Source organism: Promicromonospora aerolata, assembly GCF_042682255.1.
Lineage (GTDB): Bacteria > Actinomycetota > Actinomycetes > Actinomycetales > Cellulomonadaceae > Promicromonospora > Promicromonospora aerolata.
In genome coordinates, this window is sequence record NZ_JBHUHF010000001.1 from 4,599,719 (window position 1) to 4,625,396 (window position 25,678).

Genomic DNA, 25,678 nt, shown 5'->3' on the forward strand with positions numbered 1-25,678 from the left:
CAATGGACAAGTTGACCTTGGCGAGTTTGCCAGGTCCGGATAGTTTCGTCGCGGAACTATCGTTTCATTCCGCGGATCGTGGTAGCAGCGGATCCTTTCAGCAATTCCATGGTGAATTCCAGATGCGCAATGGGTTTATTCGTGCGAAGGACTCCATCTGGGCCGATGAGGAAGATGTACTTGCGTGGCAGGCTGTGCTCGACAGTCTCGATCTCGGCCAGGCTGCCGGATGGAGAATGGGTGAACGTGGGCTGTCACTTGAATTTGTGCCAAGCGACGACACGCGCGAGGTTGATTACTGGGTGTCCGCCCATAGCGTGACTTACCCGTTCGTGGTTCCTAGATTTGCCGTCACCCTAGATGATTCTTGGTTCGATCGGGCATACAGGAAACTGGATCGTGTGCTAAAGGAGATCGGCTAAATGGGGGTAGCACAAAAAGTGAGGTTTTCTCGCCTCATTGAGTGACTGGTCGTTGAAGGTGAAGCAGTACGAGAGCAGCTGCGGTGAACTCGGTGATGCGCCAGGGGGCGAGCTGGACTCGGGGGAGTGTGGGCCAGGTCGCCTTGAGTAGCGCGTTGGCGCGTTCGACCGGGGCGCGCAGGGCGTTGATCATCGCCTTGCGAGAGACGTTATCGAGCGCGAGGTTATGGCCTTTGATCGGCACCGCGATGCCAATCCCGGCGCCGGTGTATCCAAGGGCGGTGTCAAAGTTGATCTTCCGCTCGGGTCTTGCGCGTCGTTGCGGGAGACCGGAAGTGCGGGTGCGGCGTTGGGGGTGTAAAGGCGGGTGGGATGGAACCCGAGCCGCGCTTGAACGTCGGCGCGGCCTGCTCCTTAGCAACGATTGACGGTTCCATGGAGAGGCGTTCATCCCGTCGGGTCTGCAGGTTTTTCTGCGATCCTGCGTAGGGTCGGTCGCCTCGTTTGGGCTCCACTTGGTGGGAAGTGCGACTGCGGGATTTCGCCGCGAAGGAGAACGAGGATTGTCATATCTCAGGTGGCTCCTGAACGTCCGGTAATACCGGAACTTGCACACGGAACGATCGTTGAATGTCGGGTATTGGCGCATCGAGGCCGATTTGGTGTGGATGTTGAAGTCACCGCACCGCCGGCCGGTGTGCAGGCGTTCATTGACTTTGTATTGCTGCCAGGTCGCGACGGACAGGTTGCGCCGACCTACTTCCCAATTGTCGGCACGAAGTTGGAGGCTTTCGTTGTTGCCTATATGCCAAATGGGGAGCTCAGACTCGATGCTCGGCCTGAGGTGATTGCAGGTTGGAAACCCGCGTAGCCGCGAACTTCCTGTGGCGATCCTCGATCCCTCGTCCGCTGAGGTTTTCTCGCCACATTCCGTTCCCAGTACTACAGCCGTGGATGGAATGGTGGGTCTCATCCTCCTGCAGGCGGGCATGGAAGCTTGTCGCGACTGCTGGCGCTCTTGTCGTGGGGTCTGCCGCCGGGAGTGTGAGTGGAGGAGCTCTCACACCCATCGGTGCTTCGGTCGGAGCCTTTGGCGGCGGCTGGATTGGCGCCAGAGCGGGCCAGAGTGCTAGTGAAGACCTGTTGGGCGGCCTGTGGGGAGGGCTTGGATGGGCATGGTGATGACAAGCTCATTGATTGCGGTCGAAAATTTTGGGCCGGTTTGAGCGTTCACTATTCAGCCCCGTTCTTCCGAATTACTTTTATAGTTGTCGAATCGACGGGCGTGGCGGGTCACTGTGGGGGACAGGGAGACATATCGCTCGGTCCTTCGGCAAGCGCTCCCGCTTGATCTGATTCTGCATGCGAAACTCCAGTTCGGTACGTTGACAAGGCTCGGTCGGCGTCTCGCGGCCGAAGTGGCCCCCAATCCCACCGCTATGGCTCTCAATCAGCAGATGACTGTGGCGAGGAATACACACATCTTTGCCAGCGAGGGTGTTGTCGAGGGCGGTATCAAGACCGCTATAAACCTTGCGGCTAGTGCCGTCAGCGCAATCCCAGCGATCGGAGAGGGCGCGGGGGCAGTGGCCAAGCCTGCTGCCACTGCGGTTGCACGCCCAGTCGCCGGCGCCGTGTCGCGTCGGGTCTTGTTCGGCCAGGCGCGGGTCGGGCCGAAGTTCTCGCTGCAAGGGATCTTCAGCCGGAGAACCACTCGATCCGTCGCTGATGATCTCATTGCTGGCGTTCAGTCTAACGGCAGGCCATTCACTGCAGATGGCTTGCCAATCGAGGCCTTCCGGCACGGTGACGATCTCGTGACGGGTGAACAACCGTAGTCTCACAACTCTAATCATGGCCGGCCAGCGGCCCACGAACATCTCTATCGTTTCACCGTCGAGCAAACTCCTTCCCGAATCTGAGAAATTACGGTCGTCGGGGGTCAGTTGCCCTGGACGAGCATTGCAATCACGCCGTCACCAGGTAATCGGACGATCATGGAGATCGTCAACATCCCGTAGACTAGCGCTGGGAGGGCATATGTACCGGATACCGTTCGACGGACTGCGTACGACGTTTGCAGAGTTTCCGCAAGTATCACTTGATGCTGTTGCCGAGCGATCGCACGTAACGATGCGCTTCGCGGTTTCACCTACGGTAGACGGCAGGTGGGATCGTGCTACGGTCACCTTCGACCGAGTGCTCGACTTTCATTTCTATGATTTCGAAATTGGGCTACCGTACCCTGACGGTGACGAGCTGGAATTTGGGCTAATCGAGTGCATGGAATCGCAGCTCGTATCCAGCTTTGTTTCCTTTGGCGTCCTTAGTCGAATGGCACGTCCAATAGTTTCTCCTGGTGATCTCCGGCATCTTCGAATCGCCTTCGACGAGCATGGTGTATACGACATCGTGTGCCTCGATGTTTCATGCACCATAGGCGAAGGGCAGGGTGTCATTTAGGTCAGTTGGGTTTCTCGCCCAGCGCCGAATGCGGTGAGAGGACCTCACTGTTTAGCCCGCTCTTCCGAATCGTCGTGATGGTTGTCGGAGCGACGGGCGTGGCGGGCGCGCTGTGGGGGATAGGCAGACATGTCGCTCGGGCTTTCGGCATGGGGCACCCGCTTGATCTGGTTCTGCATGCGAAGCGCCAGTTCGGTGGCGACGTCGACAAGGCTCGGTCGCGGTCGTGCGGGCGACCGTCACCCCTCTCGACGTCGGTCGTAGCGCTCGGGGAGCAGCTCGAAGCCGGCGGACCGGTAGGTAGCCGCGGCGGCCACGAGGGAGCTGGTGATGACGAGGGCGTTCGACGACCCCAGCTCGCGGAGGGCCGCCGCGCCGGCGAGCGTGATCACGCTGCCGTAACCGTGGCCGCGGTGGTCCGGGTGCACTCCCAGCGGTTCGATGAGCCCGGGTCGGCCGGGACCGGCCGACCACACGGTTACCGCCCCCACGATGCGCGTTGCACAGCGGTCCGCTCGCTCACCCGGTCGGGGCCGGCCACCTCGACCCGGACGCCGGTCGCCTCTACCGGCTCGGCAAGGTCGCGCAGCAAGGGCGCGAACGGCGCGTCAGTGCCCCACCCCTCGTCCGCGAGCAGCTCGTTCACCAGGGCGTCGGCCGGAGCCTCGACGTTCACCGCGCCGCCGGGGAGCACCCCGCGCTCCGGTGTCGTCAGGTCCGCGGCCAGCTGCCGCCCCAGCTCCTCGTCCCTGCGTACATCGGGCGCGGTCGTGAGCCGGAGCAGTCTGTCGCCATCCAGCAGTCCGACGGCGAGCACCCGGCCGTCCCTGGTCCAGGTCCGGACGGCGGCAGCGGTCTCCTGAGCGCCGAACCTCCAGTACCAGCCCACGTCCCCGGGGTGCAGCTGCACCGGCGCCGCGTCGTTCTGCCACTCGGCGAGCACGCCGACGATCATGGTCAGGATCGTCGATCCCGGGCCGGCTGATGATGACCGTCATGCGCCGATCCAACATCCTGTCGCCACCGCCTCGCGAGGGTTTTTCGTGCGGCCCGAGGTGTGTCGGCCTGGGTCAGCCTGGCAGCACGGCGGCCGTCGAACGTCTCGCGTTAGTGTCGATGGATGGTTGCGAGCCCGGACCGCGCGCCGGCGTGGCACCGTCGTCGACCCACGAGGGCGTGCCACGGACGGCCCGTGCGTGGTGCGCGCTCGGCCGGGGAATGACCGGATGACTCCCCTCCTGCTCGCGGCCCTCGTCTTCGCCGGCGCCGCTGTCGTCACCGTCCTGGGCAGCATCCGGCTCGCCGGGCTCGGTGATGTCCTCGCCGACCGGACCGGGTGGGGTGAGGCGATCTTCGGCGCGGTCTTCTTCGGCGTCTTCACCTCGCTCAGCGGAATCGTCATGACTGCCGTCTCCGCCGCGGGCGACAACGCCGAGCTCGCGTACTCCAACGCGATCGGCGGCGTCGCCGCGCAGACGTTCGCGATCGCCGTCGCCGACCTCTTCTACCGCGGGTCCAACCTCGAGCACGCGGCCGCATCCTTGCCGAACATGCTCTTCGGGTGCCTGCTCATGGCGTTGCTGGCGCTCACGCTCATGGGCAGCTTCGTCCCCGAGGTCCTGCTCGGCCCGGTGCACCCGGCCACCCTGGTGATCGTCGCCGTCTACGGCGCAGGCCTGGTGCTCATGCGGCGCTCGGCCGCTCGACCCATGTGGCGCGCCGTCCGGACCGAGCAGACCCGCGAGGACGCCACGGAGGAGCAGACAGCTCCCGGGCGGCGCCTGCGTGGTCTCTGGGCCGAGTTCGCCGCGATCGGCGCGGTGGTCGGCGCGGGAGGCGCCGTCATCGCGTGGGCCGCCGACCAGATCGTGACGGAGACGGCCCTGAGCGAGGGGTTCGTGGGAGCCGTCCTGATGGGTGTCGTCAACGCCTTGCCCGAGACGGTGACGGCCATCGCCGCGGTGCGTCGCAAGGCCCTGACCCTCGCCATCGCCGCGATCCTCGGCGGGAACACGCTGGACGTGCTCAACGTCGCGATCGGCGACCTGTTCTACGCCGGCGGATCGATCTACCACGCGGCGACACCGGACTCGCTCTTCCTCACCGTCGCGAGCATGCTGATGACCGTCATCGTCCTCGCCGGGCTCCTCGTCCGGCAGAACCGTGGTCCGGCGAGGGTCGGGTTCGAAGGTGTCGGTCTGGTGCTGGCCTACGGCACGACAGTGTTGATCCTCGCCTTCTGACCAGCCGTGGAAGGCCACGGCCGGGAGTTCGACGGCGTCGAAACCTGTCCTGGACCGAGGCGCAGCGTGGCGGCACCACGGCTCGGTGTTGCCCAGCACCGTGTCCATTCCGTTACTCTTGGGCACGCTATGAACCTGACCCGTACCGCCCGCTCGCAGCTCGCCGATCCTCGGCGAGGGTTCGCGAGCATCCTTGCGGTCGTGTCGGTGGTGCTCACCGTGCTGGGCGTGCAGATCCTGTGCGGCATCCACCTGGACGGCGGTCACGGCAGCGCACACGGGGATGCCGCGGCCGGGCACCATGCGACCCCTGCCGCGGTCGGCACCGCGGACCTGGTCGCCGAGCCGGACCACGGGCATCATGGCGAGGACCCGAACCACTGCTCGGAAGAGCGCACGGCGACCGCCCGGTACGACAGGACGCTGTCGCCCTTCCCTGATCTGGCCGGGGTCCCGGTACTCGCCCAGCAGTGGCGCGTTCCCGACCTGGCGTACCAGGGTTCGCCGACGCCGCCGGGTGCGGCCGTGACCACCGCGCCCTCACTGCACGCGCTGGGAATCTCCCGGACGTAGACCACCAGATCCCGTCGACACCACCCCATCCAGGGTGTCGGCCGGTTCCGCGCGCCCCGAACACGGGTGCGCGTGTGGTTCTACTCCGATCCGAAAGGTCCCAGCTTTCATGGAGCCCAGCTTCAACCCGAACCCGACCGTGCGCGGCCGCGGTCGCCACCGAGCGGCACGCCGCCCGGTCCTGGCGCACGTCGCCCGTGCCGCCACCGAGCAGGTGACGACCTTCGCCGGTCGCACCGCGTTGGCCGCCGCCGGCTCCGGCATGCTGCTGTCCCTGGTCGCCGCCCCGGCGCAGGCAGCACCGGCCGACACCTTGCCCGCCGGCAAGACAGTGAGCGGCGCGCTCAACGCGACCGATCTCAACGCGCTCACCGCGAAGGCGCGCCAGGCGGTCGCGGCGGCCCCCGTGGTCACCGTCGCCCCCGACGCGGAGCTGAAGGTCGAGACGGCCGCCGTCTCGGTCGTCTCCGCCGAGGAGAACGAGGAGTACCAGGCGCAGCTCGCCGCCGAGGCAGCGGCCGAGGCCGCCGCGGAGGCCGCCGCAGCCGCGGAGGCAGCGGCCGTGAACATCCCCGCGTCGGCTGCCGGTTCCGCCGTCGTGTCGATCGGGATGCGGTACCTGGGGGTGCCGTACCTGTGGGGTGGGTCCACGCCGTCAGGCTTCGACTGCTCGGGGTTCACGTCGTACGTGTTCGCGCAGGTCGGGATCGATCTTCCCCGCACCTCGTCGGAGCAGCGCTACGCGGGGACCGAGGTGCCGTGGTCCCAGGCCCAGGCCGGTGACCTGCTCTGGTCGCCCGGCCACATCGCGATCTATGCCGGTGACGGCATGCAGATCGAGGCACCGGTCCCGGGCCAGTCCGTCCGGTACACCGAGGTCTGGCAGTCCAACCCCGTCGTCCTGCGCGTCGGCTGACCCCTGCGGGGTGAGGGGCGGGCCCAGGCCTGCCTCTCACCCCACCACCGGGCGACCCGTCGGCCCCTTCTGACGAGCGCCGCTCGACCCGAACATCTCGTGCGCACGGACGCGGCAGCCGCGTCCTGGTGCGCTGACCGGCAGCACCTCCTCAGCCGTCGGCACGAGCTACCCGGCGCCGGATCCCGGCGCCCGACAGAAAGGCCTCAGCCGTGGCTCGACCAAGACCCGTCGCCATGATCGTGGCGGTCATGCTCGCCCTAGGTCTCGTGGTGGCGGCGCTCATGATCCCGAGGTTGGCCGCCGACAACCTGCTCCGCGGAGACGACGACGGCGACGGCCATGCCCACGGCGATGCCGGCGGCGGGGCGGCACCGAAGATGGAGCACATTCACGGGATCGGGATCGATCCTCATGACGGAGCCGTCTATGCGGGCACGCACTACGGCCTGTTCCGCGTCGCCGACGGCGACGTCACCAGGGTCGGGGACCGGGTGCAGGACTACATGGGGTTCACCGTCGCCGGGCCCGGCCAGTTCCTGGCCAGCGGTCACCCCGGCGAGGGGCAGGGCGGCCCGAGCTCGGTGGGCCTCATCGAGAGTACTGACGCGGGGCAGACCTGGGAGACGCTCTCGCTGAGCGGTGCGGCCGACTTCCATGCTCTCGAGTACCGCCACGACCGCGTCTACGGTCTCAACTCCATGACCGGGCAGCTCCTGGTCAGCGGCGACAAGCGGTCCTGGGAGGAGCTCACCCGGGCGGAGATCGCGGACTTCGCGGTCAGCCCGGAGGACCCCGACGTGCTCGTGGCGACCACCGAGGACGGGCTCACCCGGAGCACCGACGCCGCTGCCACCTTCGAGGTCGTCGAGTCCGCACCGGTGCTGATCTTCGTCAGCTGGGCCGAGGACGGCACGCTCGCCGGGGTCACGCCGGACGGCGTCGTCCACACGGCGAGCGGACCGGGTGGCGAGTGGACGGAACGGGCCGCGCTGCCCGGCCGGCCGGAGGCCCTGACGATCGACTCGGCCACGAACGTCTACGCCGCTGCCGACGGCACTGTGCTGGTCTCGACCGATGGTGGCGACACGTTCTCGTCGATGCTCGACCAGTGACGGCTCCGTCCGGCCTGCCCGCAGGACGGGGTGCGCGCCGTGCTGCCCGCACCCCGTCCTCGTTCAGCCCGGTGCGCCGTCAGCCGGCGACCAGCTCCGGCTCCGGTTCCTTCGCGCCCTGGGCGCGGAGGGTCGCGACGGCGACGACGCCCCCGACCGCTGCGACGACGGCGGCTCCGACGAACGCGGCCGCGTAGCCGCTCGTCAGCGCGCCCGGGTCGACGGCGCCGGCGGCGACCGTCGAGCTCAGCACGGTCAGGGCCGCCAGGCCTACCGCCGAGCCGATCTGGTAGCTGGTGTTCACCAGACCGGAGGCGACGCCGGTCTCCTCCGGTCGAGCCGCACCGATGGCGGTGCCCAACGACGGTACGAACGCCAGCGCCATACCGAATGCGGCGACCAGCGAGGCGGGCAGCACATCGACGGCGTAGCTGCCGTCCGGGCGGGCGAACGCCAGCCAGACGAGCCCGGCCGCGAGGAACGCGAAGCCTGCGGTGATCAGCGACCGAGCACCGAACCTTGCCAGCAGGCGTGGCGCGACGAGCGTCATCCCGAGCACGATCAGGACCGTCATCGGGAGCAGTGCCGCGCCCGCCGCGAACGCGCCGGCGCCGAGCACCTGCTGCAGGTAGAGGTTCAGGAAGAACCACATCGGTACCCAGGCCGCACCGAGGAGGAGCTGCGCGAGATTGGCCGCACCGAGCTGCGGGGTGCGGAAGACCCCGAGCCGGAGCAGCGGCTCGCGCGAGCGGGCCTGGATCAGGAAGAACGCGAGGAGCAGCACGGCGCCGCCGCCGACCCCGACGAGCGTCTCGACCGCGGACCAGCCGGCCTCGGGAGCACGGACGACGCCGTAGACGAGGGCCGCGAGGCCGACGGTGCCGGTGATCGCGCCGCCGACGTCGACCGTGCCGCGCCGGCCCGCGATGCTCGGCAGCGCTGCCGGCGTGAGGGCCACCACGAGCACGGCGATGGGCACGGTGACGTAGAAGACCCACGGCCAGCTGGCGTACTCGGTGAGCACACCGCCCAGGAAGACGCCGGCGGTTCCGCCGATCGGGGCGGCCGCGCCGTAGACGGCGAATGCCCGGGGCAGCTCGTTCGTCCCGCCGAAGAGGGCCATCAGGAGGCTGAGGGCGGCGGGTGCGACGAGCGCCGCGCCGGCACCCTGGATGGCGCGCCCCGCGATCTCGGTGCCGACGCTGCCGGCGGCGCCGGCGAGCACGGACCCGGCGGCGAGGACGATCCATCCGCCGATGAAGACCTTCCTGGCACCGAGCAGGTCGGCGAGCCGGCCCCCGAGGAGCAGGAGGCCACCGAAGGCGACGACGTAGGCGTTGAACACCCAGGACAGCGACTCGGGCGTGAACCCGAGCTCAGCCTGCAGGTCCGGGAGCGCGACCCCGATGATCGACGTGTCCATGATGACGACGAACTGGGCCGCCGCGATGAGCGCGAGGCCGAGCCAGCGGCGTCCCGCCGGGGCTGTGGTTGATTCCGACATGATTCCTTCTCCTCGGTGACCGGATACCCTACGGGGGTATGTGTATACCTCGGAGGGGTACCTGGTCAACAGGCGTGTGCACCTCCGTGATAGTTTCTGGATCCGCCGTGCAGCGCCGCGTATCGAGGAGGTGAGACCGATCAGCACACAGACAGGTCGGAGCTCCCTCCTTCGCATGGCCTAGGGAGCGCCCGCAGAAGGCACTCGAAAGGCTCGATCGCTATGCGCTTCAGCTCCCCGACGTCGTCCGACGGCGTCCGCGAACAGATCTTCCAGCTCGGTGACGTCCCCGGCGTGCTGTGGACGCCCCAGGACGCGGCCGGCCCTCGGCCCCTGATCCTCCTGGGGCACGGCGGTGGTCAGCACAAGATGGCGCCGGGCGTCGTGTTCCGGGCGCACCGTTTCGTCACCGAGCTCGGCGTCGCCGCCGTCGCCGTCGACGTGCCCAACCACGGTGACCGGATCGACGAGCGGTACGACCGCATCGTCGCCGAGAACCGGGCCCGTGTGGCGGCGGGCGAGGACCTCTCGTCGGTGGTCGGCTCCTTCCAGGAGCTGGCCGCGCGTCAGACCGTGCCCGAGTGGCGTGCGGTCCTCGACGCCGTCCAGGAGCTCGACCACGTCGGCGCCGGCCCGGTGGGCTACTGGGGCGTCTCGCTGGGTTGCGGGCTCGGCGTGCCGTTCGTCGCCGCGGAACCGCGGGTGACGGCAGCCGTGCTCGGCCTCGGCGGCGCCTTCGGGGCGGCCGCCGACCTCGCGCGGCGGATCACCGTACCGGTGGAGTTCCTCGTGCAGTGGGACGACGAGCGCGTCCCACGCGACCGGAGCCTGGCGCTGTTCGACGCGCTGGGATCCGCGGAGAAGACCCTGCACGCCAACCCGGGTGAGCATGGCGAGCTGCCGCGCCACGAGCTGGACAGCGCCACCCGGTTCTTCGCCCGGCACCTGGTCCAGCCGGGCTGAGCGGCAGCGATGCCCGGACGCAGCGATGCCGGGCGCCACGGCCCCAGACCATGGCACCCGGCATCGCGGTCGGTGGCGTCGCCGTTCTCGGCCGTCAGGCCTGCACGAGCTCCGCGAACACGATCACGTTGTTCAGGTGGCGCCCCGCTGCCTGGTCGAAGGTGCCCCCGCAGGTGATGACCCGCAGCTCCGGACCGTCGGTCGCGCCATAGACGTCGATGCGGGGAAAGTCGTCCTTGGGGCTGCTCTTGACCTCGGTCACCTCGAAGGTCGCCGTGGTGCCGTCGGCCCGGTCGACCTCGATCAGGTCGCCCTTGCGGGTGTTCCCCAGCTCGAAGAAGACCGAGGGGGCGTAACCGGTGCCGGTGACGTGCCCTTCGAGCACGGCGGGGCCGACCTCGCCCGGGGTGGGAGATCCGTCGTACCAGGCCACCTCGTTGTAACGCTCCCCGGTGGGGACCTGTAGCTTGCCCTCCGCGTCGAGGCCGAGTCCGTGGACGGGCGACTCGACGTCGATGCCGGGGATGCGTACCGCCACGGGCGGCGAGGCGGGCAGGGGCTGTACCCCGGATGCCGGGGAGGAGCTCTCGGCGGCCGGCTTCGGCGCCGAGGGCTCGGCGGGCCGCTGCGTGGCCGCGTCCTCCGGGGCGACGCCCGGCGCGGGCGACTCCGCCGGCGTCGTGCTGCCGGCCGCCGGTGGTGCCGGCGGCGATTCCACCTGCTGGGTGGCGGCCCAGGTGACCGCGCCGCCACCGACCACGATCAGGACGGCGCACGCCGCCACCACCACGGTGTGGCGGCGGCGGCGCACGCTGTGCTGCCCGAGTCCCATGTGCGTCAGTTGGTGGCGCGGCGGCGGGCGGCGACGAGGCCGATACCGCCGAGGCCCAGCGCCAGGGTGCCGAGGGCGAGGGCGGCCGGGTACTCGATGCCCGCCGTGCTGGCGCCACCGGTCTCGACGCCGCCGTGCGGCATGCTCATCTGGGCGGCGTTGAGCTCACCGCAGGCGGCCGGGTCGGTCGCCTCGGACGGCAGGCTCGGGTCGAGGTCCGACTTCGTGTCACCGTCGTACTTGCCGGAACCGTCGTGGTCGACGCCGTGGACGACGACCACGCCGTCACCGCCGGCGATCTGCTGCGCCAGCTCATCGGAGACCTCGATGGTCCGCGAGTAGGAGTAGCTGGCCCCGGCGGGGAAGTTCGGGACGTCGAGTGCGGCGTCCGCACCGGTCTTGCCCGGCTCCTTCGTCAGCGACACCGCGACGGCGCCGTACTGGTCGGCTCCGTCACTGGTCTGCAGGGCGCCCTCGAAGCCGTTGCCCTCCTGGTCGTTGGACGGGCAGATGTTCTGCCCGCCGATGTGGATGTGCTGGGCGTGCGGGGCGCCGTCGAGCAGGCCCTGGGTCTCGAGGCTGATCTCCACCGTGGTGCCGTCGACCTTGGCCCACGCGGTGCCGGACGCGCCCGAGTCGTTGAGCTGCGAGAGCTCGGCGGTGAGCTCACCACCGTGGTCGTCAGCACTGGCAGGCCCGGCTGCCAAGGGCAGGCCGACGAGGGCCACGCCGGCCGCGATGGCTGCGAGTCGTGTCTTACGCATGAGGAATCCTCCTGTGTACCGGCGACATGGTGCCGCCTTTTGTTGGGCATCGGAGGTTCGGAGCGAGTGCCGATCCGGATGGGCCCACCGGAAGAAAAAACTGAAGAAGTTGTCTTTGCCCAGGTCAGCCGGCCGAACCCGAGGTGGTTCCGGCGTCCGGTTGCGTGGTGGCGGCTGCGGCGTCCAGCGACGACCGGAGATCCTCCACGACCGCGTGCAGCCCGGCGGAGAAGGCGGCCTCGCCGGCCGTGACCCAGCGGCGGAAGGCCAGGCCGAGGACCACGGACCCGACCTGCGCCACGAGGGTTGCCGTGCCGGGATCGGTGCCACGCCGGCGCAGGGACTCGTCGATCGCGGCGGCGACGGCGGCGGACTTGGATCGTTCGCGCTCCTGGAGCTCGGCGGAGGTATCGATCACCGCCCGGCGTCGGACGGCGTGGGCGTGGTCCACGTGCTCGGCGACCTCTGCGCCGACCTGGTGGAGCGCGGCGAGGACCGCACCGAGCGGTGCGGCCGCCGGGTCGGCGGCGAGGACGGCTTCGCCCACGATCTCGGGCAGCCGTTCCGCGCCGGGGAAGAGCACCTCGCGCTTGTCCGGGAAGTAGCGGAAGTAGGAGCGGCGGGTGAGGCCGGCGCGCTCGGCGATGTCCGCCACCGTCACGTTGTCGTACCCGCGCTCCAGATACAGGTCGAGTGCGGCCTCGGTCAGGCGCTCCTGCGCTCCGGGATCCCATCTCGCCATGCTCCGAATCCTAGCACTGATGACACCCAGTGTCGTCAGTGCTAGTCTCAGTGATGGCACACAGTGTCATCAGTCGTGTCCGGCTCAGGCCGGGCCGGAGAACAGGAGACCCTGATGGAATCAAGCAATCGGTCCGACGAGGTGTGGGTGCTCGGCGCGACGGGACGGACCGGCCGGGCGGTGGCGGCCCGGCTGACGCAGGACGGCGCGCCGCCCGTGCTGGTCGGGCGCAGCCGGGAACGGCTCCGACAGGTCGGTGCGACGCTCGGGCTGGGCGAGGACGCGAAGGTGGTCGTCGCCGACACGGCCGAGACGATCGCGGCCGAGATCGCCCGGCAGCGGCCCGCCGTGGTGGTCAACACCATCGGCGACTACGCCAGGACGGCGCTACCCATCGTCCGCGCCTGCCTGCCGGGCGGCCACTACGTCGACTTCGCCTCCGACCTGGACGCGATGACCCAGCTCTCCGAGCTTCACCAGGACGCGGTGGACGCAGGCAGCACCCTGGTCACCGGCGCGGGGTTCGGCGTGCTGGGCACCGAGGCCGTCGTGGCAAGGCTGTGCGCGGGCCGGCCTGCCCCGAGCAGGGTGCGCGTGGACGCGCTCGCGTCGGTCGCCATGGAGGAGGGCCGGCTGGGAACAGCCCTGGCCGCCAGCATGGTCGACGTCATCGCGACGGGCGGACGCCGCTACGAGGGCGGCCGGCTCGTGCGCACGAGGCTCGGAGCCGATACCTATCGCCTCACGCTGCCCGACGGCGAGGTCGTCACGACCGTCGGTGGGCCCACCGGCGAGCTCTACGGGGCACGCGCCGCGAGCGGTGCACCGTCCGTGATCGCCACCTCGATGCTCGTCCCGACCGCACCAGCGGTGCGTGCGCTGCTGCCCCTGCTCGGGGCGCTGCTGTCCGTGCCCGCCGTGCGACGCCTGGCCGTCGACCGGATCGGCCGGATGACGGTCAAGGCTGCGCCGCGACCTCGCGAGCACACCTGGGGGCACGCGGTCGTCACCTGGCCCGACGGCACCGAGCGGGAGGGCTGGCTACGGGCGGGCGAGGCGATGGACTTCACCGCCGCCGTCGCCGCCGGGGTCGCGGCCCGCCTCGCTCGGGGCGAGGGCAAGCCCGGTGCCCACACGCCCGGGGTCGCGTTCGGGCCGGAGCTGGCCGTGGAGGCGGGCGGGACCTTCACCTGACCACGTACGCCCCAGGGCTACCCGGGCCCGAGGTCGAGCAGCTGCGCGTGCAGGTCCAGCAGGTTGGTCGCCCGCAGGTCGAAGGCGTCGCCGGGGCCGGGCGGATCGCCGTCGGCGCGCGGCACGTACGCCGTCCGCATCCCCACCGCCGCGGCCGCCCGCAGGTCCCACGCGTGCGCGGCGACCATGAAGGGCACGCCCGAGTCGGCAGGTGTGGCGGCCATCGCCACCTCGTACACCGCGCGGCCGGGCTTGTAGGTGCCCGCGTCCTCGGCCGACAGCAGCTGGTGCCAGCGCAGCCCGGCATGGGCGCTGAGCCCCGTGAGAACCCGGCGGCTCGCGTTCGACAGGCCGAGCACCGTGACGTCGGCCGAGAGCAGGTCCAGGCCGGCGACCGTGTCGGACCAGGGCTGCAGCCACTCCGACGCGTCGGCGACCCGGTCCGCGCGGTCGGCCGGCAGGAGGCGCTCGCGGACCAGCAGGCTGACGGCCTCGCGATCCAGCTCGTGGCTGGGCACGAACGCGCGCCGTCCCTCCACGATCGCGCGCTCCTGCTCGGCGACGTGGCCCAGCCATCGGCGCGCCACCTCTGCCGCCGCGCCACGGTCGAGCCCGATCAGTGCCGACACGCGACGTTCCATGCTTCCGGTCTGGTCCACCAGGGTGCCCAGAACATCGAACACGATGGTCGGTCGGGCCGTCCCCTCCGTCGCAGGTTCCATCGCTCCACCGTAGACGACGTGGGCAGGCCGGACGGGCCGCGCGGTTGCTCCCACTACGGGGCGCTGCGCAGACCGCGCAGGGTGTACTCGAGGCGCCGGCGGTAGCCGGCACGGGGCTGCTCGGCGCAGGCGCGGGCGATGATGCCCCGCTCCCAGATGAGCAGGTAGACGTCCTCCGGGGTGAGGTCGTCCCGGATCGCTCCGGTCGCCTGGGCGTCGCGGAGGAATCCTCCGGCCGCCGCGCTGGCGTGCTCGCACAGGGCGGCCAGCGGTTCGGAGCCGGGCAGGGTACGGAGCAGCACGTCGTTGGCGGCGGGCTCGTCGTACTGGAGCAGCCAGATCTGTCGCAGGTAGCTCTCGAACCGTTCGACGGGGTCGTCGAGGGCGCCGACGGCAGTGATGATGCCCTTGATCCGTTCGGCGACCAGCTCCTCGACCACGGCGTCGATCAGGCCCTGGCGGCCCCCGAAGCGGTGGTAGATGGTGCCCTTGCTGACCCCGGCTGCCCGCGCGACCTCGTCGAGCGGACTGTTCAGTCCGTGCGCGCGGAACACGTCGAGGGCAGCCGTGCGGATGCCCTCGACGTTGCGCCGCGCGTCGGCACGCAGGCGAGGGGCGTCCGAGGTCATCGACCCGTGCCGGCCACGCTGTCGACGGTGCCGGACGAGCCGGCGGCCTCGGCCCAGCTCGTGTCCAGTGCCTGGAGGAACGCCTCGACCGGCTGCGCGCCCGAGACGGCGTACTTGCCGCCGAACACGAAGAACGGAACGCCCTGGATGCCGTACTGCCGGGCCTGCTGGATGTCTGCCTCGACGGCGTCGGCGAACTCGCCGCTGGTCAGGGCCGCGCCGGCGGCGTCGCGGTCCAGGCCGACGTCGGCGGCCAGGCCGGCGAGCACCTGGTGGTCGGCGATGTTGAGCCCCTCGGTGAAGTACGCCTCGAACAGCCGCCGAACCATCTCGTGCTGCTTGCCCTGCGTGGCGGCGAAGTGGCTGAGCTGGTGCGCGGTGCGCGTGCCCACGGCCTGCGCGCGGTCGAGGTGGTAGTCCAGTCCTACCTGCCGCGCGCGCTCCGTGACCTGGTCGTTCATGGCCTGCGCCTGTTCGAGCGGAACGCCGTGCTTGGCCGACAGCAGCTCGGACGGGCTGACCGGGGCGGCGTCGTCGGCCAGGTCCGGCATCAGGAGGAAGCTGTGGTACCGCACCTCGACGCCGGTCGCGTGCGGAAACTTCTGCAACGCCTGGTCCAGGAGCGTGTCGCCCATGTAGCAGAACGGGCACATCACGTCGCTCCACACGTCGACCACCAGCCGGTCCGCGGCCTGGCCGAGGCTCTCGCCGGCCATCAGGAGCACACTCCGTCCAGGTCGCAGACGCCGAACGCCTCGCCGGTGGGCAGGAGCTCGAACGGTGACGGGTTGACGGGACCGTCGCCGACGGCCTCGGGGGACTGCTCTGCCGGGAGGTCGGCCGCCGGGGCCGGCTCCGCGGTCGTGTTACTTGACGTCATGGTCAAGAACCCTAGGTCGATCTTGACCGCGCCGTCAAGATCGCACCCATGGCCGAGGTGGTCAGTCGAGGATCGCGTATGCCTCGACCTCGACCAGCACGTCGGGCTCGAACAGGTGGTCGACGCCGATGGCGGAGATCGGCGGCAGCGGCTGCGGGAGCGCCAGCTCCTCGGTCACGCTCGCGATGCCCGCCATGAAGTCGTCGATCGTCTCCGGGTCCCAGTGGGTGACGAAGAACCTCAGGCGCACGACGTCGGAGAAGGTCGCGCCGGCACCCGCCAGCCCGCGGGCCGTGTTGCGCAGCACCTGCGCCACCTGGCCGGCGAGGTCGTCGGGCGCGATGTGGTTCGCCTCGGCGTCGCGGGCGATCTGGCCGGCCACGTGCACATGGCGGCTGCCCGTGCCGATCGAGACGTGGTGGTAGGGAACGGGCTGGAACATGCCTTCGGGGGTGAGCAGCTGCACGGTCATGGGAGGTCCCTTCGCTGGTGGGTCAAGCAGGTATCCCTTGTGTACTTGGTGTCCGAAGGGAACTTCAACGAGACTAGGTTTCATGCCGGATACCACCGAACCCGCCGAACGCATCCAGATCTCCGTCCACCATCGGGAGCTGCTCGACCAGGTCCTCGACAAGTGGTCGCTGCAGGTGCTCGACGAGCTGTGCGAGCAGCCGCTGCGGTTCAACGAGCTACGCCGGGCCATCCCCGTGGTGACGCAGAAGTCGCTGACCACCACCCTGCGGCGCCTCGAGCGCAACGGGATGGTCGACCGCGTCGTGGTGAGCTCACGTCCGGTCGCCGTCGAGTACCGCATCTCGTCGCTCGGCCGGTCCATCCAGGACCTCATCGACGCGCTGTTCCACTGGAGCAGGGCGAACATGCCGGACGTCGAGCGGGCGCGCGCACGGTTCGACGACGAGGACTGAGCCGCAGGGTCCGGGCGCCGCCGGCTCAGCCGTTCCGGGCCGCGATGGACAGCAGCGTCTCCAGCTGGGGCAACGGCGCGGCCCCCGGCGAACGGATGGCCCGCAGCTCGCGCACGAAGCGCAGGCCCTTGACGGGTACGCGGACCAGACGGCCGGCCGTGAGGTCGTCCCGGACCGCCAGGATGCTGAGCACTGCCGGGGCCGCACCGGACGCCACGGCCGTGCGGACGGCGGCCGTGGTCGGCAGCTCGGCCAGCGGGTGCGGGATCTCGTGCCCGGCGTCGGCCAGGATCTGTTCCGCGCTGAGCCTGGTGCCCGAGCCTTTCTCGCGCGTGACGAGCGGCGTGCGCGCGAGCTCCGCGGCGCTCACGCCGCGACGTCGGGCCCAGGGATGCTGTGGTGCGACGACGGCGACCAGCTCGTCCTTGGCGACGGTGGTGGTCAGGAGGCCGGGAATCTCCGTGGGCGTCTCGACGAAGCCGAGCTGGTGGCTACGGTCGGTGACCAGCTCGATGGCGTGCGCGCTGTTCGTGGCGGTCACGGAGATGGCGTGCTCGGTATGGTCGCGTCCCCGGAGCGTCATGAGCCAGCGAGGGAGCAGGTACTCCGCGACCGTGAGGCTCGCGGCGATGGCCAAGGGCCGGGCGTGCCCCGCCGTCCGCAGCGCGGCCACACCGGCGTCGAACCGGTCGGCGGCCTCGACGGTCTCGGCGGCCCACTGGGCGGCCATCGTGCCGTCGAGGGTGAGCGAGCTACCGCGCGGGCTCCGGACCAGGAGGGCGACCCCGAGCTGGCGTTCGAGCCGGCGCATCCGCGTCGAGGCGGCCTGCTGGGTGATGCCCAGCGTTCTGCTGGCCGCGGTGATCGACCCGACCTCCGCGATCGCCGAGAGGAGGCGGAGCGCCGGCAGGTCGACACCGCTCCCGGCTACAACGTGAGGTTGTGGTTCCACAATGAGATTGAGGATACCGGGCGGCCCCGACGCTGGGGAGACTGAGGCGTATGGCCCGTTTCAGCATCGCCCACGTGACCCCCAACTGGTTCGCCTCCGTGATGGGCACCGGGATCGTCGCGACCTCCGCGGCGACGCTGCCGGCCCAGTTCCCCGGCCTGCGCCAGGGTGCCGTGGGCGTATGGCTGCTCGCGTCCGCGATGCTGCTCTTCCTCCTGACCGCCACGGCGCTGCACTGGGCGCGGCACCCCGCGGCCGCGCGTGCGCACCACGCCGACCCGGTGATGGCGCACTTCTACGGGGCTCCGCCGATGGCGCTGCTCACCGTGGGCGCCGGAACGCTCCTGGTCGGGCGGGACGTGGTGGGGCTGCAGGCCGCCGTCGCCATCGACACCGTGCTCTGGTCCGTGGGGACCGTCGCCGGCCTGGTCAGCGCGGTCGCCGTGCCGTACCTCGCCTTCACGCGGCACCAGAACCCGGCAGGCTCCGCGTTCGCGGGATGGCTCATGCCGGTCGTCCCGCCCATGGTCTCCGCGGCGACCGGGGCGCTCCTGCTGCCGTACCTGCCGCCCGGCGAGGCGCGCGAGACGATGCTGCTGGCGTGCTACGCGATGTTCGGGCTGAGCCTGATCGCGTCGCTGGTGGTCCTTCCCCAGCTCTGGGGCCGGCTCATGCATCACCAGGTGGGCGCGAGCAGGATGGTCCCCACCCTGTGGATAGCGCTCGGCCCGCTCGGTCAGTCGGTCACGGCGGCGAACCTGCTGGCGGCGAATGCCGGCGGTACGTTCGGTGCGAGCTTCGACCGCGGGCTCATGTCCTTCGCCATCGTCTTCGGTGTCTCGGTGCTGGGCTTCGCCCTGATGTGGGCGGGCATCGCTGCCGCGATCACGCTGCGGGCCGCCGTGCGAGGACTGCCGTTCTCGCTGACCTGGTGGTCGTTCACCTTCCCGGTCGGCACGTGCGTCACCGCGACCGCCGGGCTGGCCGCCCACACCGGGCTGACGGCGCTGGTGGTGCTGTCCGTGCTGCTCTTCGCGGCTCTGGTGGCGGCGTGGGTGACCGTCGCCGTCCGGACCGCCTGGGACAGCCTCGCCGGGTCGCGGGCCGTGACTCAGGTGGAGGCTCAGGTGGCGGGACAGGTGGAGGCCCGGCTGGCCGGGCAGGTGGTGGCTCAGGTGGGCGTGGTGCAGGTGGGGGCGGGCACAGTGTTGGGGGGCCCAGTGGTGCCGGCGGGCGCGGCGCAGGCCGAGGGGCTCGGCGATCCGCGCGCCATGAGCTCCGTGGGCTGAGCCCGGTGGGCGGCGGTGTCAGCGGCGGACGGTGTCGGCGCCCGCCGCGCCTGCCGCGCCCGCCCAGGACAGGGCGCGGAGACAGCCCGACCGGATGTCGTCGAGGTGCGCCGCGAGCTCGGCCGGGGCATCGCGGTTGAGGCCCTGGCGCACCGCCGTCAGCCCGGGACCGAGGCGGAGGTGCAGGCCCCAGGTCAGATGCGCGGTGGCGACCCCGAGGGCTGCGGCGGGGCGGAGGTCGGTGCCGGCGAGCTCGCTGACCGCTCCGCCGTAGGCCTCCAGGAGGGCCGGCTCGTCCAGCTCGCCGTGGCCTCCGAAGCCGCGGTAGAGCGAGACGAAGGTGCCGAGATCGAATCCCACGGGCCCGACGCCGACGTGCTCCCAGTCGATGAGCGCGAGAGCGCCGTACGGGTCCAGGCCGGCGTTGCGGGGAGTGAGATCGCCGTGCACCAGGGTGGCGGGCAGCTCCGCGGCACGTCGGCCCAGCTCCTCGGCCGCATCCAGGCAGTGGTGCAGGGCGTGGACCTGCTCGGGCGTGAACAGGGCCCGCAGCCGCGCGTCGTGGGCCAGCGTGTCGAGGTTGTCGTGGCCGGTCGGGACGTGATGGGCATACGCGGCGTAGCCGGCCAGCTCGAGCCAGGGGGCGTCGAGCAAACCGGGGCGTACCGTCCCCGGGACGTACAGCAGGGCGGCACGCCGGGCCGCGGTCATGGCGGAGTCCGGGGTCCAGGTCTGCTGCAGGACGGCGCCGATGTCCCGCATGACGAGCCAGGTGCGGTCGTGGTGGCGAAAGACCGTCGCGCCCGATGGCGTCGTCAGCCCGCCGGGAAGCAGGTCGGCCACGCCGCTGCCGTAGAAGTGCGCCTCGCGACGGTCCAGCAGGCGGTCGCTCGAGTCCAGCAGGGTCTGGCGGCCCCAACCCAGGATCTTGACGATCCACGGGGCCGGGCAGGTCTGTGGTGCCGCGGCACTCACCCGCAGCACGGCTGCCTGACCCAGTCCGGTGGACAGGTCCCGCACCGAGAGCACTCGCACGCCGGCACCCCAGGGGCCCTCGTGAGAGGCGAGGGCGGCCTCGATCGTCTCGACGTCGGGCAGAGGGCGCTCGGTCATCTGTTCCTCACGGCGGCGGTGCTGTGCAGACTCGGACGAAGGACATCCGACCATGACGCGGGGAACAATGAAATTCCATTCTTGATGCGGGTGTCGAGGGCCGGGCATCAGCTCCGTCCCAGGGGTGAGAGCGGTCATGAGGGGCCGCACGACAACGGGAGTGATCACGATGGAACAGAACGAGATCGCGGAGATCCTGAATCACCCGATCAGCCAGGAGCTGCTGGGCCGGGACCTCACCCGCCTGGCCTACGTCGCCAAGGACGGCACGCCGCGCAACGTCCCGATCGCCTTCGTCTGGAACGGCGCGGAGATCGTCATGTGCACCACGAAGAACGCGCCCAAGCTGCCGTCCCTACGGGCGAACCCGATGGTCGCCCTGACCATCGACACCGAGGTGCACCCGCCGAAGATCCTGCTCATCCGGGGCTCCGCCGAGCTCGACGTCGTGGACGGCATCCCGGACGAGTACCTCGAGGCGAACACGAGCTACGAGATGACGGCTGAGCAGCGGGTGGCGTGGGAGGCGGAGGTGCGTTCGCTCTACGACGGGATGATCCGGATCGTCGTGACGCCGACGTGGGTGAAGCTGATCGACTTCGAGACGACCCTGCCGAGCGCCGTCGAGGAGCTGGTGCGGCAGCGCGAGGAGCGGCAGCACGCCTGAGCGGGCGGGTGTGCTGGCCGTCGGGTGGTTGTCGGGTGCCGAACCGCACGTTGAACGTGGTCGGAGGCGCCGAACCGAAGTGAACACGTCCATCAGGTCCCGTATCGACAAGAACGCTGCGGTTCGGCGCCGACCATGACCAACATCGTGCGGTTCGGCGGCGTGGGTGACGTGGATCTTGCGGTTCGGCGCTGGCGGTGACGAGCATCGTGCGGTTCGGCGCCAGCCATGACGTTCAACGTGCGGCTCGGCTGTCGCAGTCGCCACCCCGCGGTTCGGCGTCCTCGAACCGACCAAGACAGCAACCCGGCATAGCCTGGAGCCGAACCTGACGGAAGGAAGCACCATGTCCCGTGTTCTGATCATCGGTGGTCACGGCAAGATCGCGCTCCGGCTCGCCCCTCTGCTCGTCGAGCGAGGCGACGTCGTCACGAGCGTGATCCGCAACCCGGACCACCAGGACGAGGTCGCGGCCACGGGCGCGATCCCGCTGATCGCCGACGTCGAGAATCTCGATGTCGAGGACCTCGTCACGGTGGTGGAGGGACAGGACGCGGTGGTCTGGTCGGCCGGCGCCGGGGGCGGCAACCCCCAGCGCACCTACGCCGTCGACCGGGACGCCGCGATGCGCTCGATGGACGCCGCGAACGAGGCGGGCGTGATGCGCTACGTCATGGTGTCGTACCTCGGCGCCGGACCCGACCACGGCGTGCCGGAGGACAACTCGTTCTTCGCGTACGCGGAGGCGAAGGCCGCGGCGGACGAGCACCTGCGGGCGTCCGCCCTCGACTACACGATCCTGCAGCCCGGGCCGCTCACGATGGAGGAGCCGACGGGACTCATCGAGGTGGTCAACCCTGGTGACGGGCGGGTCTCGCGGGCCGACGTCGCGGCGGTGGCCGCCGCGGTGCTCGCGGACGACAGCACCGTGGGGCGCACCATCCCGTTCGGCAACGGGGGGACGTCGATCGCGGAGGCGGTCACGGTCACGGAGGTCTGACCGGCCGTCCGGGCGGGTGCGGCCGCCCGGACGGGGTCGTCGGCGGCGCGTCGCCTCGTGCCGCTCCGCCTACGATCGCCGGATGCCGCAGCTGATCGTCGTCGCCCTCCTCGCCCTCACGCTGACCGCGTGCCAGGGCGGCCCGAACGTGGGGCAGGAGCCGGGACGGAGCGCCGGCCAAGCTGCCGGGTCCGCGCCTGCCGTCGATGTCACGCTCCCGCCGGCGAGCGGCAGGTTCGACTACCAGCTCGGTGCCGCCTACGAGCTCGACGGCGGGCTCGACGTCGTCGTGCGGGACGCGACCGCCGAGCCCGCCGCGGGGGCGTACGGCGTCTGCTACGTCAACGGGTTCCAGACGCAGCCCGGCCAGGCGGACCGCTGGCTCGACGGCAACGAGGACCTGCTGCTGCACGACGCCGCAGGGGAGCTCGTCGTCGACCCGGACTGGCCGGACGAGTACGTGCTGGACCCGTCCACCGAGGCGAAGCGCGACCGCATCCTCGGCGTGCTGGGCCCGGTGGTCACCGGGTGCGCGGAGGCGGGCTTCGACGCGGTGGAGATCGACAACCTCGACACGTGGACACGGTTCACCGACCCGGGCACGGGCCTGGTCGAGCAGGAGGACGCGCTGGCGCTCGCCCGCTCCTACGTCGCGCTCGCGCACGAGTCGGGGCTCGCCATCGGGCAGAAGAACGCGGCCGAGGCGACGCCGGCGGCGCGCGCGGTCGGCTTCGACTTCGCGGTCACGGAGGAGTGCGCGGCCTACGACGAGTGCGCCGCCTATACCGAGGTCTACGGGGAGCACGTGCTGCAGATCGAGTACACCGACAACCTGCCGGAGAGCTTCGACGTCGTCTGTGCCGGCGCGGACCGCGCCCCCCTGACGATCCTGCGCGACCGGGGCCTGGTGGGACCCGACGACGCCGCGTACGTCTACGACCAGTGCTGACCTGGCGGAGCCCGGTGCAGAACCTACCGTTGCGGCGCGCTACTGTGCCGTCGAGTGACCGACCGGTGCTGTCCTCGATCCGGCCAGCCGCTCCCGCCAACAGAGAGTCTCCGCATGAAGATCGTCGACGCGCAGGTCGTCGTCACCTCGCCCGGCCGTAACTTCGTCACGCTCCAGCTCACCACCGACGACGGTGTGACCGGACTCGGCGACGCCACCCTCAACGGCCGCGAGCTCGCCGTCGTCAGCTACCTGCGCGACCACGTCGCACCCCTGCTGATCGGTCGGGACCCGCACCGGATCGAGGACACGTGGCAGTACCTCTACCGCGGCGCCTACTGGCGTCGGGGGCCCGTCACCATGGCGGCCATCGCCGCGGTCGACGTCGCACTGTGGGACATCAAGGCGAAGGTCGCGGGTCTGCCGCTGTACCAGCTGCTCGGCGGCGCCAGCCGGGACCGGATCCGCGCCTACGGCCACGCGAACGGTTCGAGCCTGCCCGAGATCTTCGACTCCGTGCGGGCGCTGCGGGAGCGCGGCTACCGCGCCGTCCGGGTCCAGAGCGGAGTCCCGGGCCTGCAGTCGGTCTACGGGGTGCACACCACGACGTCGGCCGACGGGTCGGCACCGGACGTGCTCGCCCGGCCCGTCGTCGAGGACTGGGACACCGCCGCCTACCTGCGGTACATCCCGCGCGTGTTCGAGGCGGTCCGCAACGAGTTCGGCCCGGACCTGCCGCTGCTGCACGACGCGCACCATCGGCTGTCCCCGATCGAGGCCGCCCGGCTCGGCAAGGACCTGGAGCCGTACGACCTGTTCTGGCTCGAGGACTGCACGCCCGCCGAGGACCAGGACGCGCTGCGCCTGGTGCGGCAGCACACGACGACGCCGCTGGCGGTCGGTGAGGTGTTCAACACCGTGTTCGACTACCAGACGCTGATCGACGAGCGGCTGATCGACTACGCGCGCTCCGCCGTGACGCACTTCGGCGGCGTCAGCCCCCTGAGGAAGCTGTTCGACTACGCGGGCCAGCGCGGGATCAAGAGCGCCGTCCACGGCCCCGAGGACATCTCCCCGGTGGGGATGGCCGCGGCGCTCCACCTCGACCTCGCGATCCACAACTTCGGCATTCAGGAGTACTCGGGTCACACGGACCGCACCAACGAGGTCTTCCGGCACGCGTACACGTTCGACGACGGCTACCTGCACCCGGGCGAGGCCCCCGGTATCGGCGTGGAGCTGGACGCCGAGCTCGCGGCCGCCCATCCGTACGTGCCCGGCTACCTCCCGGTCAACCGCCTCCAGGACGGATCCGTCCACGACTGGTGACCGGGGTCACCCCATCCGGGATCGCTCCGGCGCCGAACCACGTGTGCAGAGACGAACGGAGGTAGTCGTGGGGCAGACTGGGTCGGTGGCCTCACCACCAGTCCGAACCTCATCGCGCGATTCCGTCGACGCGCTGCTCGCGGCGTGCGCCGGAGGCGACCCGGTGTCGTTCACGCCCGTCTACGACGCGCTCGGGCCGGTTGCCTACGGTGCTTGCCTCGGCGTCCTGCGCGACCCCGACCATGCGGCAGAAGTGACCCAGGAGGTGATGGTGGAAGTGTGGCAGACGGCAGCACGATTCGACGCGACGCGCGGTTCCGCCCGCACCTGGGTGGCGACGCTCGCGCGCCGTCGAGCGGTCGACCGCGTGCGCTCCGAGCAGTCCCGCCGCGACCGCGACCAGCGCGACACCGATCTGCGGATGGGGGAGTCGACGCGCGACGTCGTCGTCGAGGACGTCGAGCGGAGCCTCGAAGGTTCGGCCGTGCGCCGCTGCATCGAAGGGCTCACGCCCACCCAGCGGGAAGCGGTGGTCGTCGCGTACTACGGCGGCCTGACCTATCGCGAGGTGGCCGAGCAGCTCGGTGCCGCCCTGCCGACCGTCAAGAGCAGGATCCGCGACGGGCTCAACCGGCTGCGTGAGTGCCTGGGGGTGCGGCATGGCTGACTCGACCGACCACGGTGAACAGCGCGGCGCGCCCACCGACATGTGGGACCTGCTGCCGGGCTACGCCCTCGACGCGCTCGACGACCTGGAACGGCGTTCGGTCGAGCGGCTCCTCGAGTCCGATGCCGACGCCCGGCGGGCGCTCGACGAGTACCGCGACGTTCTCGCGGCGTTCGCCGTCGAGACCGCGCCCCCCGCTCATCTGCGCGCGAGCGTCCTGGACCGGGTGCGGCAGACGCCGCAGGTCTCCGTGCCGAACGCACCGGCTGCCACGCAGCCGGCCGCGCCGTCGGCCCCGGGTCACACGACGGGCACAACACCCGGCGTCGTCGATCTCTCGGCCCGCCGCCGAGCGCGCCGCTGGGGTATCGCGGCCACCGCGGTGGCCGCCGCGGCCGCGATCGCCGTGCCCACGACGATCGCCGTGCAGGTGTCGGCGGAGCGCGACCGGCTGCGCGAGCAGAGCGAGATCGTGTCCGAGATGCTCGTCGATCCCGACGCCTCGATCCTGCGTGCGCCGGTCAAGGGCGGCGGCGCGGCATCCGTGCTGGTCGCCGACGACGCCATGCTCTTCCGCGCCGACGACCTGCCCGAGCCGGGTGCGGGCAAGACCTACCAGCTCTGGATCCTGGCTGCCGACGGCAGCGTCTCCTCGGCCGGGGTCCTGTCCCTCCGGGACGGCGAGACGTCCTCGCTGGTCCAGGGCGTCGACGGTGTCGGCATGGCCGTGTCGGTCGAGCCGGAGGGCGGCTCGGAACAGCCGACGACGGAGCCGGTCGTCGTCCTCGGCGCCTGACCGGCCGCGTCCTGACCGGCCAGCACTC

At 70.5% G+C, this 25,678-nt stretch carries 29 protein-coding genes; 15 read left to right on the plus strand and 14 right to left on the minus strand.

From position 1 onward, the window contains the following. Positions 1-2 precede the first annotated feature (2 nt). Positions 3-422 carry a DUF5959 family protein gene (locus ACFSL2_RS20555; RefSeq protein ID WP_377199616.1) on the plus strand — a complete coding sequence of 140 codons (420 nt, stop codon included), beginning with the start codon at positions 3-5 and terminating at the stop codon, positions 420-422. Positions 423-2,929: 2,507 nt separating this feature from the next. Here ACFSL2_RS20555 and ACFSL2_RS20560 read toward each other — a convergent pair. Genes ACFSL2_RS20560 through ACFSL2_RS20570 form a run of 3 tightly spaced genes read right to left on the minus strand, consistent with a single transcriptional unit; the run spans position 2,930 to position 3,840 of the window. Then, a complete protein-coding gene (locus tag ACFSL2_RS20560) occupies positions 2,930-3,064 on the minus strand; it encodes a hypothetical protein (protein WP_377199617.1) in 135 nt (44 codons plus the stop codon). Positions 3,065-3,124: 60 nt separating this feature from the next. After that, complete coding sequence (locus tag ACFSL2_RS20565) at positions 3,125-3,376, minus strand: GNAT family N-acetyltransferase (RefSeq protein WP_377199618.1); 252 nt, start codon at positions 3,374-3,376, stop codon at positions 3,125-3,127. Further along, positions 3,364-3,840, minus strand: coding sequence for a hypothetical protein (locus tag ACFSL2_RS20570; RefSeq protein ID WP_377199619.1), 477 nt, complete (start codon positions 3,838-3,840; stop codon positions 3,364-3,366). Before ACFSL2_RS20570 ends, ACFSL2_RS20565 begins: the two co-directional genes overlap by 13 nt. A 271-nt stretch (positions 3,841-4,111) precedes the next feature. Between ACFSL2_RS20570 and ACFSL2_RS20575 the strand changes: the two genes are divergently transcribed. The 4 genes from ACFSL2_RS20575 (at position 4,112) to ACFSL2_RS20590 (ending at position 7,732) form a co-directional block, all read left to right on the plus strand. Further along, on the plus strand, positions 4,112-5,128 hold the full coding sequence (locus tag ACFSL2_RS20575) for a sodium:calcium antiporter (RefSeq protein WP_377199620.1): 1,017 nt from the start codon (positions 4,112-4,114) through the stop codon (positions 5,126-5,128). A gap of 129 nt (positions 5,129-5,257) precedes the next feature. Then, the gene (locus ACFSL2_RS20580; RefSeq protein ID WP_377199621.1) at positions 5,258-5,701 is read left to right on the plus strand and encodes a hypothetical protein; all 444 of its coding nucleotides are present in this window, start codon (positions 5,258-5,260) and stop codon (positions 5,699-5,701) included. Between the two features lie 109 nt (positions 5,702-5,810). Beyond that, entirely contained in the window at positions 5,811-6,617 is an 807-nt protein-coding gene (locus tag ACFSL2_RS20585) for a C40 family peptidase (protein WP_377199622.1), read from the plus strand. A 212-nt stretch (positions 6,618-6,829) separates the two neighbouring features. Beyond that, a complete protein-coding gene (locus ACFSL2_RS20590) occupies positions 6,830-7,732 on the plus strand; it encodes a F510_1955 family glycosylhydrolase (protein WP_377199623.1) in 903 nt (300 codons plus the stop codon). A gap of 79 nt (positions 7,733-7,811) precedes the next feature. Here the strand turns inward: ACFSL2_RS20590 and ACFSL2_RS20595 are convergent, their stop codons facing one another. Beyond that, a complete protein-coding gene (locus tag ACFSL2_RS20595) occupies positions 7,812-9,236 on the minus strand; it encodes an MFS transporter (protein ID WP_377199624.1) in 1,425 nt (474 codons plus the stop codon). Between the two features lie 222 nt (positions 9,237-9,458). On the opposite strand from ACFSL2_RS20595, the gene ACFSL2_RS20600 reads away from it, so the two are divergent. Continuing rightward, a complete protein-coding gene (locus tag ACFSL2_RS20600; protein WP_377199625.1) occupies positions 9,459-10,199 on the plus strand; it encodes an alpha/beta hydrolase family protein in 741 nt (246 codons plus the stop codon). A gap of 94 nt (positions 10,200-10,293) precedes the next feature. Here the strand turns inward: ACFSL2_RS20600 and ACFSL2_RS20605 are convergent, their stop codons facing one another. The 3 genes from ACFSL2_RS20605 to ACFSL2_RS20615 form a co-directional block, all read right to left on the minus strand. Further along, positions 10,294-11,031, minus strand: a complete 738-nt coding sequence (locus ACFSL2_RS20605; protein WP_377199626.1) for a class F sortase — start codon at positions 11,029-11,031, stop codon at positions 10,294-10,296. A 5-nt stretch (positions 11,032-11,036) separates the two neighbouring features. Beyond that, a complete protein-coding gene (locus ACFSL2_RS20610) occupies positions 11,037-11,795 on the minus strand; it encodes a CHRD domain-containing protein (RefSeq protein WP_377199627.1) in 759 nt (252 codons plus the stop codon). A 124-nt stretch (positions 11,796-11,919) separates the two neighbouring features. Further along, the gene (locus ACFSL2_RS20615; protein ID WP_377199628.1) at positions 11,920-12,537 is read right to left on the minus strand and encodes a TetR/AcrR family transcriptional regulator; all 618 of its coding nucleotides are present in this window, start codon (positions 12,535-12,537) and stop codon (positions 11,920-11,922) included. Positions 12,538-12,651: 114 nt separating this feature from the next. Here ACFSL2_RS20615 and ACFSL2_RS20620 point away from each other — a divergent pair, with 114 nt between their 5' ends. Further along, positions 12,652-13,731, plus strand: a complete 1,080-nt coding sequence (locus tag ACFSL2_RS20620) for a saccharopine dehydrogenase NADP-binding domain-containing protein (RefSeq protein ID WP_377199629.1) — start codon at positions 12,652-12,654, stop codon at positions 13,729-13,731. Positions 13,732-13,748: 17 nt separating this feature from the next. Here ACFSL2_RS20620 and ACFSL2_RS20625 read toward each other — a convergent pair whose 3' ends face one another. From ACFSL2_RS20625 to ACFSL2_RS20645, 5 genes are all read right to left on the minus strand, one after another. After that, positions 13,749-14,453: a haloacid dehalogenase type II gene (locus tag ACFSL2_RS20625; protein ID WP_377199630.1), complete on the minus strand. Its 705-nt coding sequence runs from the start codon at positions 14,451-14,453 to the stop codon at positions 13,749-13,751. Positions 14,454-14,506: 53 nt separating this feature from the next. Then, the gene (locus ACFSL2_RS20630) at positions 14,507-15,082 is read right to left on the minus strand and encodes a TetR/AcrR family transcriptional regulator (RefSeq protein ID WP_377199631.1); all 576 of its coding nucleotides are present in this window, start codon (positions 15,080-15,082) and stop codon (positions 14,507-14,509) included. Further along, the gene (locus ACFSL2_RS20635; RefSeq protein WP_377199632.1) at positions 15,079-15,798 is read right to left on the minus strand and encodes a DsbA family oxidoreductase; all 720 of its coding nucleotides are present in this window, start codon (positions 15,796-15,798) and stop codon (positions 15,079-15,081) included. The genes ACFSL2_RS20630 and ACFSL2_RS20635 overlap by 4 nt, the downstream gene beginning before the upstream one ends. Further along, the gene (locus tag ACFSL2_RS20640; RefSeq protein WP_377199633.1) at positions 15,798-15,962 is read right to left on the minus strand and encodes a hypothetical protein; all 165 of its coding nucleotides are present in this window, start codon (positions 15,960-15,962) and stop codon (positions 15,798-15,800) included. The genes ACFSL2_RS20635 and ACFSL2_RS20640 overlap by 1 nt, the downstream gene beginning before the upstream one ends. Positions 15,963-16,023: 61 nt before the next feature. Continuing rightward, a complete protein-coding gene (locus ACFSL2_RS20645; RefSeq protein WP_377199634.1) occupies positions 16,024-16,434 on the minus strand; it encodes a RidA family protein in 411 nt (136 codons plus the stop codon). An 82-nt stretch (positions 16,435-16,516) separates the two neighbouring features. Here ACFSL2_RS20645 and ACFSL2_RS20650 point away from each other — a divergent pair, with 82 nt between their 5' ends. Next, a complete protein-coding gene (locus ACFSL2_RS20650; protein ID WP_377199635.1) occupies positions 16,517-16,888 on the plus strand; it encodes a winged helix-turn-helix transcriptional regulator in 372 nt (123 codons plus the stop codon). Positions 16,889-16,913: 25 nt separating this feature from the next. On the opposite strand, the gene ACFSL2_RS20655 is transcribed toward ACFSL2_RS20650, so the two are convergent. Continuing rightward, positions 16,914-17,840: a LysR family transcriptional regulator gene (locus tag ACFSL2_RS20655; protein WP_377199636.1), complete on the minus strand. Its 927-nt coding sequence runs from the start codon at positions 17,838-17,840 to the stop codon at positions 16,914-16,916. Positions 17,841-17,890: 50 nt separating this feature from the next. On the opposite strand from ACFSL2_RS20655, the gene ACFSL2_RS20660 reads away from it, so the two are divergent. Next, positions 17,891-19,129, plus strand: coding sequence for a TDT family transporter (locus ACFSL2_RS20660; RefSeq protein ID WP_377199637.1), 1,239 nt, complete (start codon positions 17,891-17,893; stop codon positions 19,127-19,129). Between the two features lie 18 nt (positions 19,130-19,147). On the opposite strand, the gene ACFSL2_RS20665 is transcribed toward ACFSL2_RS20660, so the two are convergent. Continuing rightward, the gene (locus ACFSL2_RS20665) at positions 19,148-20,242 is read right to left on the minus strand and encodes a phosphotransferase family protein (protein ID WP_377199638.1); all 1,095 of its coding nucleotides are present in this window, start codon (positions 20,240-20,242) and stop codon (positions 19,148-19,150) included. Between the two features lie 169 nt (positions 20,243-20,411). On the opposite strand from ACFSL2_RS20665, the gene ACFSL2_RS20670 reads away from it, so the two are divergent. The 6 genes from ACFSL2_RS20670 (at position 20,412) to ACFSL2_RS20695 (ending at position 25,650) form a co-directional block, all read left to right on the plus strand. Continuing rightward, positions 20,412-20,909 carry a pyridoxamine 5'-phosphate oxidase family protein gene (locus ACFSL2_RS20670; protein WP_377199639.1) on the plus strand — a complete coding sequence of 166 codons (498 nt, stop codon included), beginning with the start codon at positions 20,412-20,414 and terminating at the stop codon, positions 20,907-20,909. Between the two features lie 346 nt (positions 20,910-21,255). Continuing rightward, positions 21,256-21,909, plus strand: coding sequence for an NAD(P)H-binding protein (locus tag ACFSL2_RS20675; RefSeq protein ID WP_377199640.1), 654 nt, complete (start codon positions 21,256-21,258; stop codon positions 21,907-21,909). Between the two features lie 82 nt (positions 21,910-21,991). Further along, complete coding sequence (locus ACFSL2_RS20680; RefSeq protein WP_377199641.1) at positions 21,992-22,858, plus strand: endo alpha-1,4 polygalactosaminidase; 867 nt, start codon at positions 21,992-21,994, stop codon at positions 22,856-22,858. 114 nt (positions 22,859-22,972) lie between these two features. Next, the gene (gene manD, locus ACFSL2_RS20685; RefSeq protein ID WP_377199642.1) at positions 22,973-24,187 is read left to right on the plus strand and encodes a D-mannonate dehydratase ManD; all 1,215 of its coding nucleotides are present in this window, start codon (positions 22,973-22,975) and stop codon (positions 24,185-24,187) included. A gap of 85 nt (positions 24,188-24,272) precedes the next feature. Continuing rightward, positions 24,273-24,854, plus strand: coding sequence for an ECF RNA polymerase sigma factor SigK (gene sigK, locus ACFSL2_RS20690; protein WP_377199643.1), 582 nt, complete (start codon positions 24,273-24,275; stop codon positions 24,852-24,854). Next, the gene (locus ACFSL2_RS20695; RefSeq protein ID WP_377199644.1) at positions 24,847-25,650 is read left to right on the plus strand and encodes an anti-sigma factor; all 804 of its coding nucleotides are present in this window, start codon (positions 24,847-24,849) and stop codon (positions 25,648-25,650) included. Before sigK ends, ACFSL2_RS20695 begins: the two co-directional genes overlap by 8 nt. The last annotated feature ends 28 nt before the right edge of the window (positions 25,651-25,678 follow it).

Coding starts and splice junctions, on each gene's coding strand:
- ACFSL2_RS20645 (WP_377199634.1), bottom strand. CDS start 16,434: ATGACCGTGCAGCTGCTCACCCCCGAAGGCATGTTCCAGCCCGTTCCC.
- ACFSL2_RS20670 (WP_377199639.1), top strand. CDS start 20,412: ATGGAACAGAACGAGATCGCGGAGATCCTGAATCACCCGATCAGCCAG.
- ACFSL2_RS20610 (WP_377199627.1), bottom strand. CDS start 11,795: ATGCGTAAGACACGACTCGCAGCCATCGCGGCCGGCGTGGCCCTCGTC.
- ACFSL2_RS20635 (WP_377199632.1), bottom strand. CDS start 15,798: ATGGCCGGCGAGAGCCTCGGCCAGGCCGCGGACCGGCTGGTGGTCGAC.
- ACFSL2_RS20665 (WP_377199638.1), bottom strand. CDS start 20,242: ATGACCGAGCGCCCTCTGCCCGACGTCGAGACGATCGAGGCCGCCCTC.
- ACFSL2_RS20675 (WP_377199640.1), top strand. CDS start 21,256: ATGTCCCGTGTTCTGATCATCGGTGGTCACGGCAAGATCGCGCTCCGG.
- ACFSL2_RS20595 (WP_377199624.1), bottom strand. CDS start 9,236: ATGTCGGAATCAACCACAGCCCCGGCGGGACGCCGCTGGCTCGGCCTC.
- ACFSL2_RS20650 (WP_377199635.1), top strand. CDS start 16,517: ATGCCGGATACCACCGAACCCGCCGAACGCATCCAGATCTCCGTCCAC.
- ACFSL2_RS20580 (WP_377199621.1), top strand. CDS start 5,258: ATGAACCTGACCCGTACCGCCCGCTCGCAGCTCGCCGATCCTCGGCGA.
- ACFSL2_RS20630 (WP_377199631.1), bottom strand. CDS start 15,082: ATGACCTCGGACGCCCCTCGCCTGCGTGCCGACGCGCGGCGCAACGTC.
- manD (WP_377199642.1), top strand. CDS start 22,973: ATGAAGATCGTCGACGCGCAGGTCGTCGTCACCTCGCCCGGCCGTAAC.
- ACFSL2_RS20560 (WP_377199617.1), bottom strand. CDS start 3,064: ATGCAGAACCAGATCAAGCGGGTGCCCCATGCCGAAAGCCCGAGCGAC.
- ACFSL2_RS20615 (WP_377199628.1), bottom strand. CDS start 12,537: ATGGCGAGATGGGATCCCGGAGCGCAGGAGCGCCTGACCGAGGCCGCA.
- ACFSL2_RS20620 (WP_377199629.1), top strand. CDS start 12,652: ATGGAATCAAGCAATCGGTCCGACGAGGTGTGGGTGCTCGGCGCGACG.
- ACFSL2_RS20585 (WP_377199622.1), top strand. CDS start 5,811: ATGGAGCCCAGCTTCAACCCGAACCCGACCGTGCGCGGCCGCGGTCGC.
- ACFSL2_RS20570 (WP_377199619.1), bottom strand. CDS start 3,840: ATGATCGTCGGCGTGCTCGCCGAGTGGCAGAACGACGCGGCGCCGGTG.
- ACFSL2_RS20680 (WP_377199641.1), top strand. CDS start 21,992: ATGCCGCAGCTGATCGTCGTCGCCCTCCTCGCCCTCACGCTGACCGCG.
- ACFSL2_RS20575 (WP_377199620.1), top strand. CDS start 4,112: ATGACTCCCCTCCTGCTCGCGGCCCTCGTCTTCGCCGGCGCCGCTGTC.
- ACFSL2_RS20640 (WP_377199633.1), bottom strand. CDS start 15,962: ATGACGTCAAGTAACACGACCGCGGAGCCGGCCCCGGCGGCCGACCTC.
- ACFSL2_RS20600 (WP_377199625.1), top strand. CDS start 9,459: ATGCGCTTCAGCTCCCCGACGTCGTCCGACGGCGTCCGCGAACAGATC.
- ACFSL2_RS20625 (WP_377199630.1), bottom strand. CDS start 14,453: ATGGAACCTGCGACGGAGGGGACGGCCCGACCGACCATCGTGTTCGAT.
- ACFSL2_RS20660 (WP_377199637.1), top strand. CDS start 17,891: ATGGCCCGTTTCAGCATCGCCCACGTGACCCCCAACTGGTTCGCCTCC.
- ACFSL2_RS20695 (WP_377199644.1), top strand. CDS start 24,847: ATGGCTGACTCGACCGACCACGGTGAACAGCGCGGCGCGCCCACCGAC.
- ACFSL2_RS20555 (WP_377199616.1), top strand. CDS start 3: ATGGACAAGTTGACCTTGGCGAGTTTGCCAGGTCCGGATAGTTTCGTC.
- ACFSL2_RS20605 (WP_377199626.1), bottom strand. CDS start 11,031: ATGGGACTCGGGCAGCACAGCGTGCGCCGCCGCCGCCACACCGTGGTG.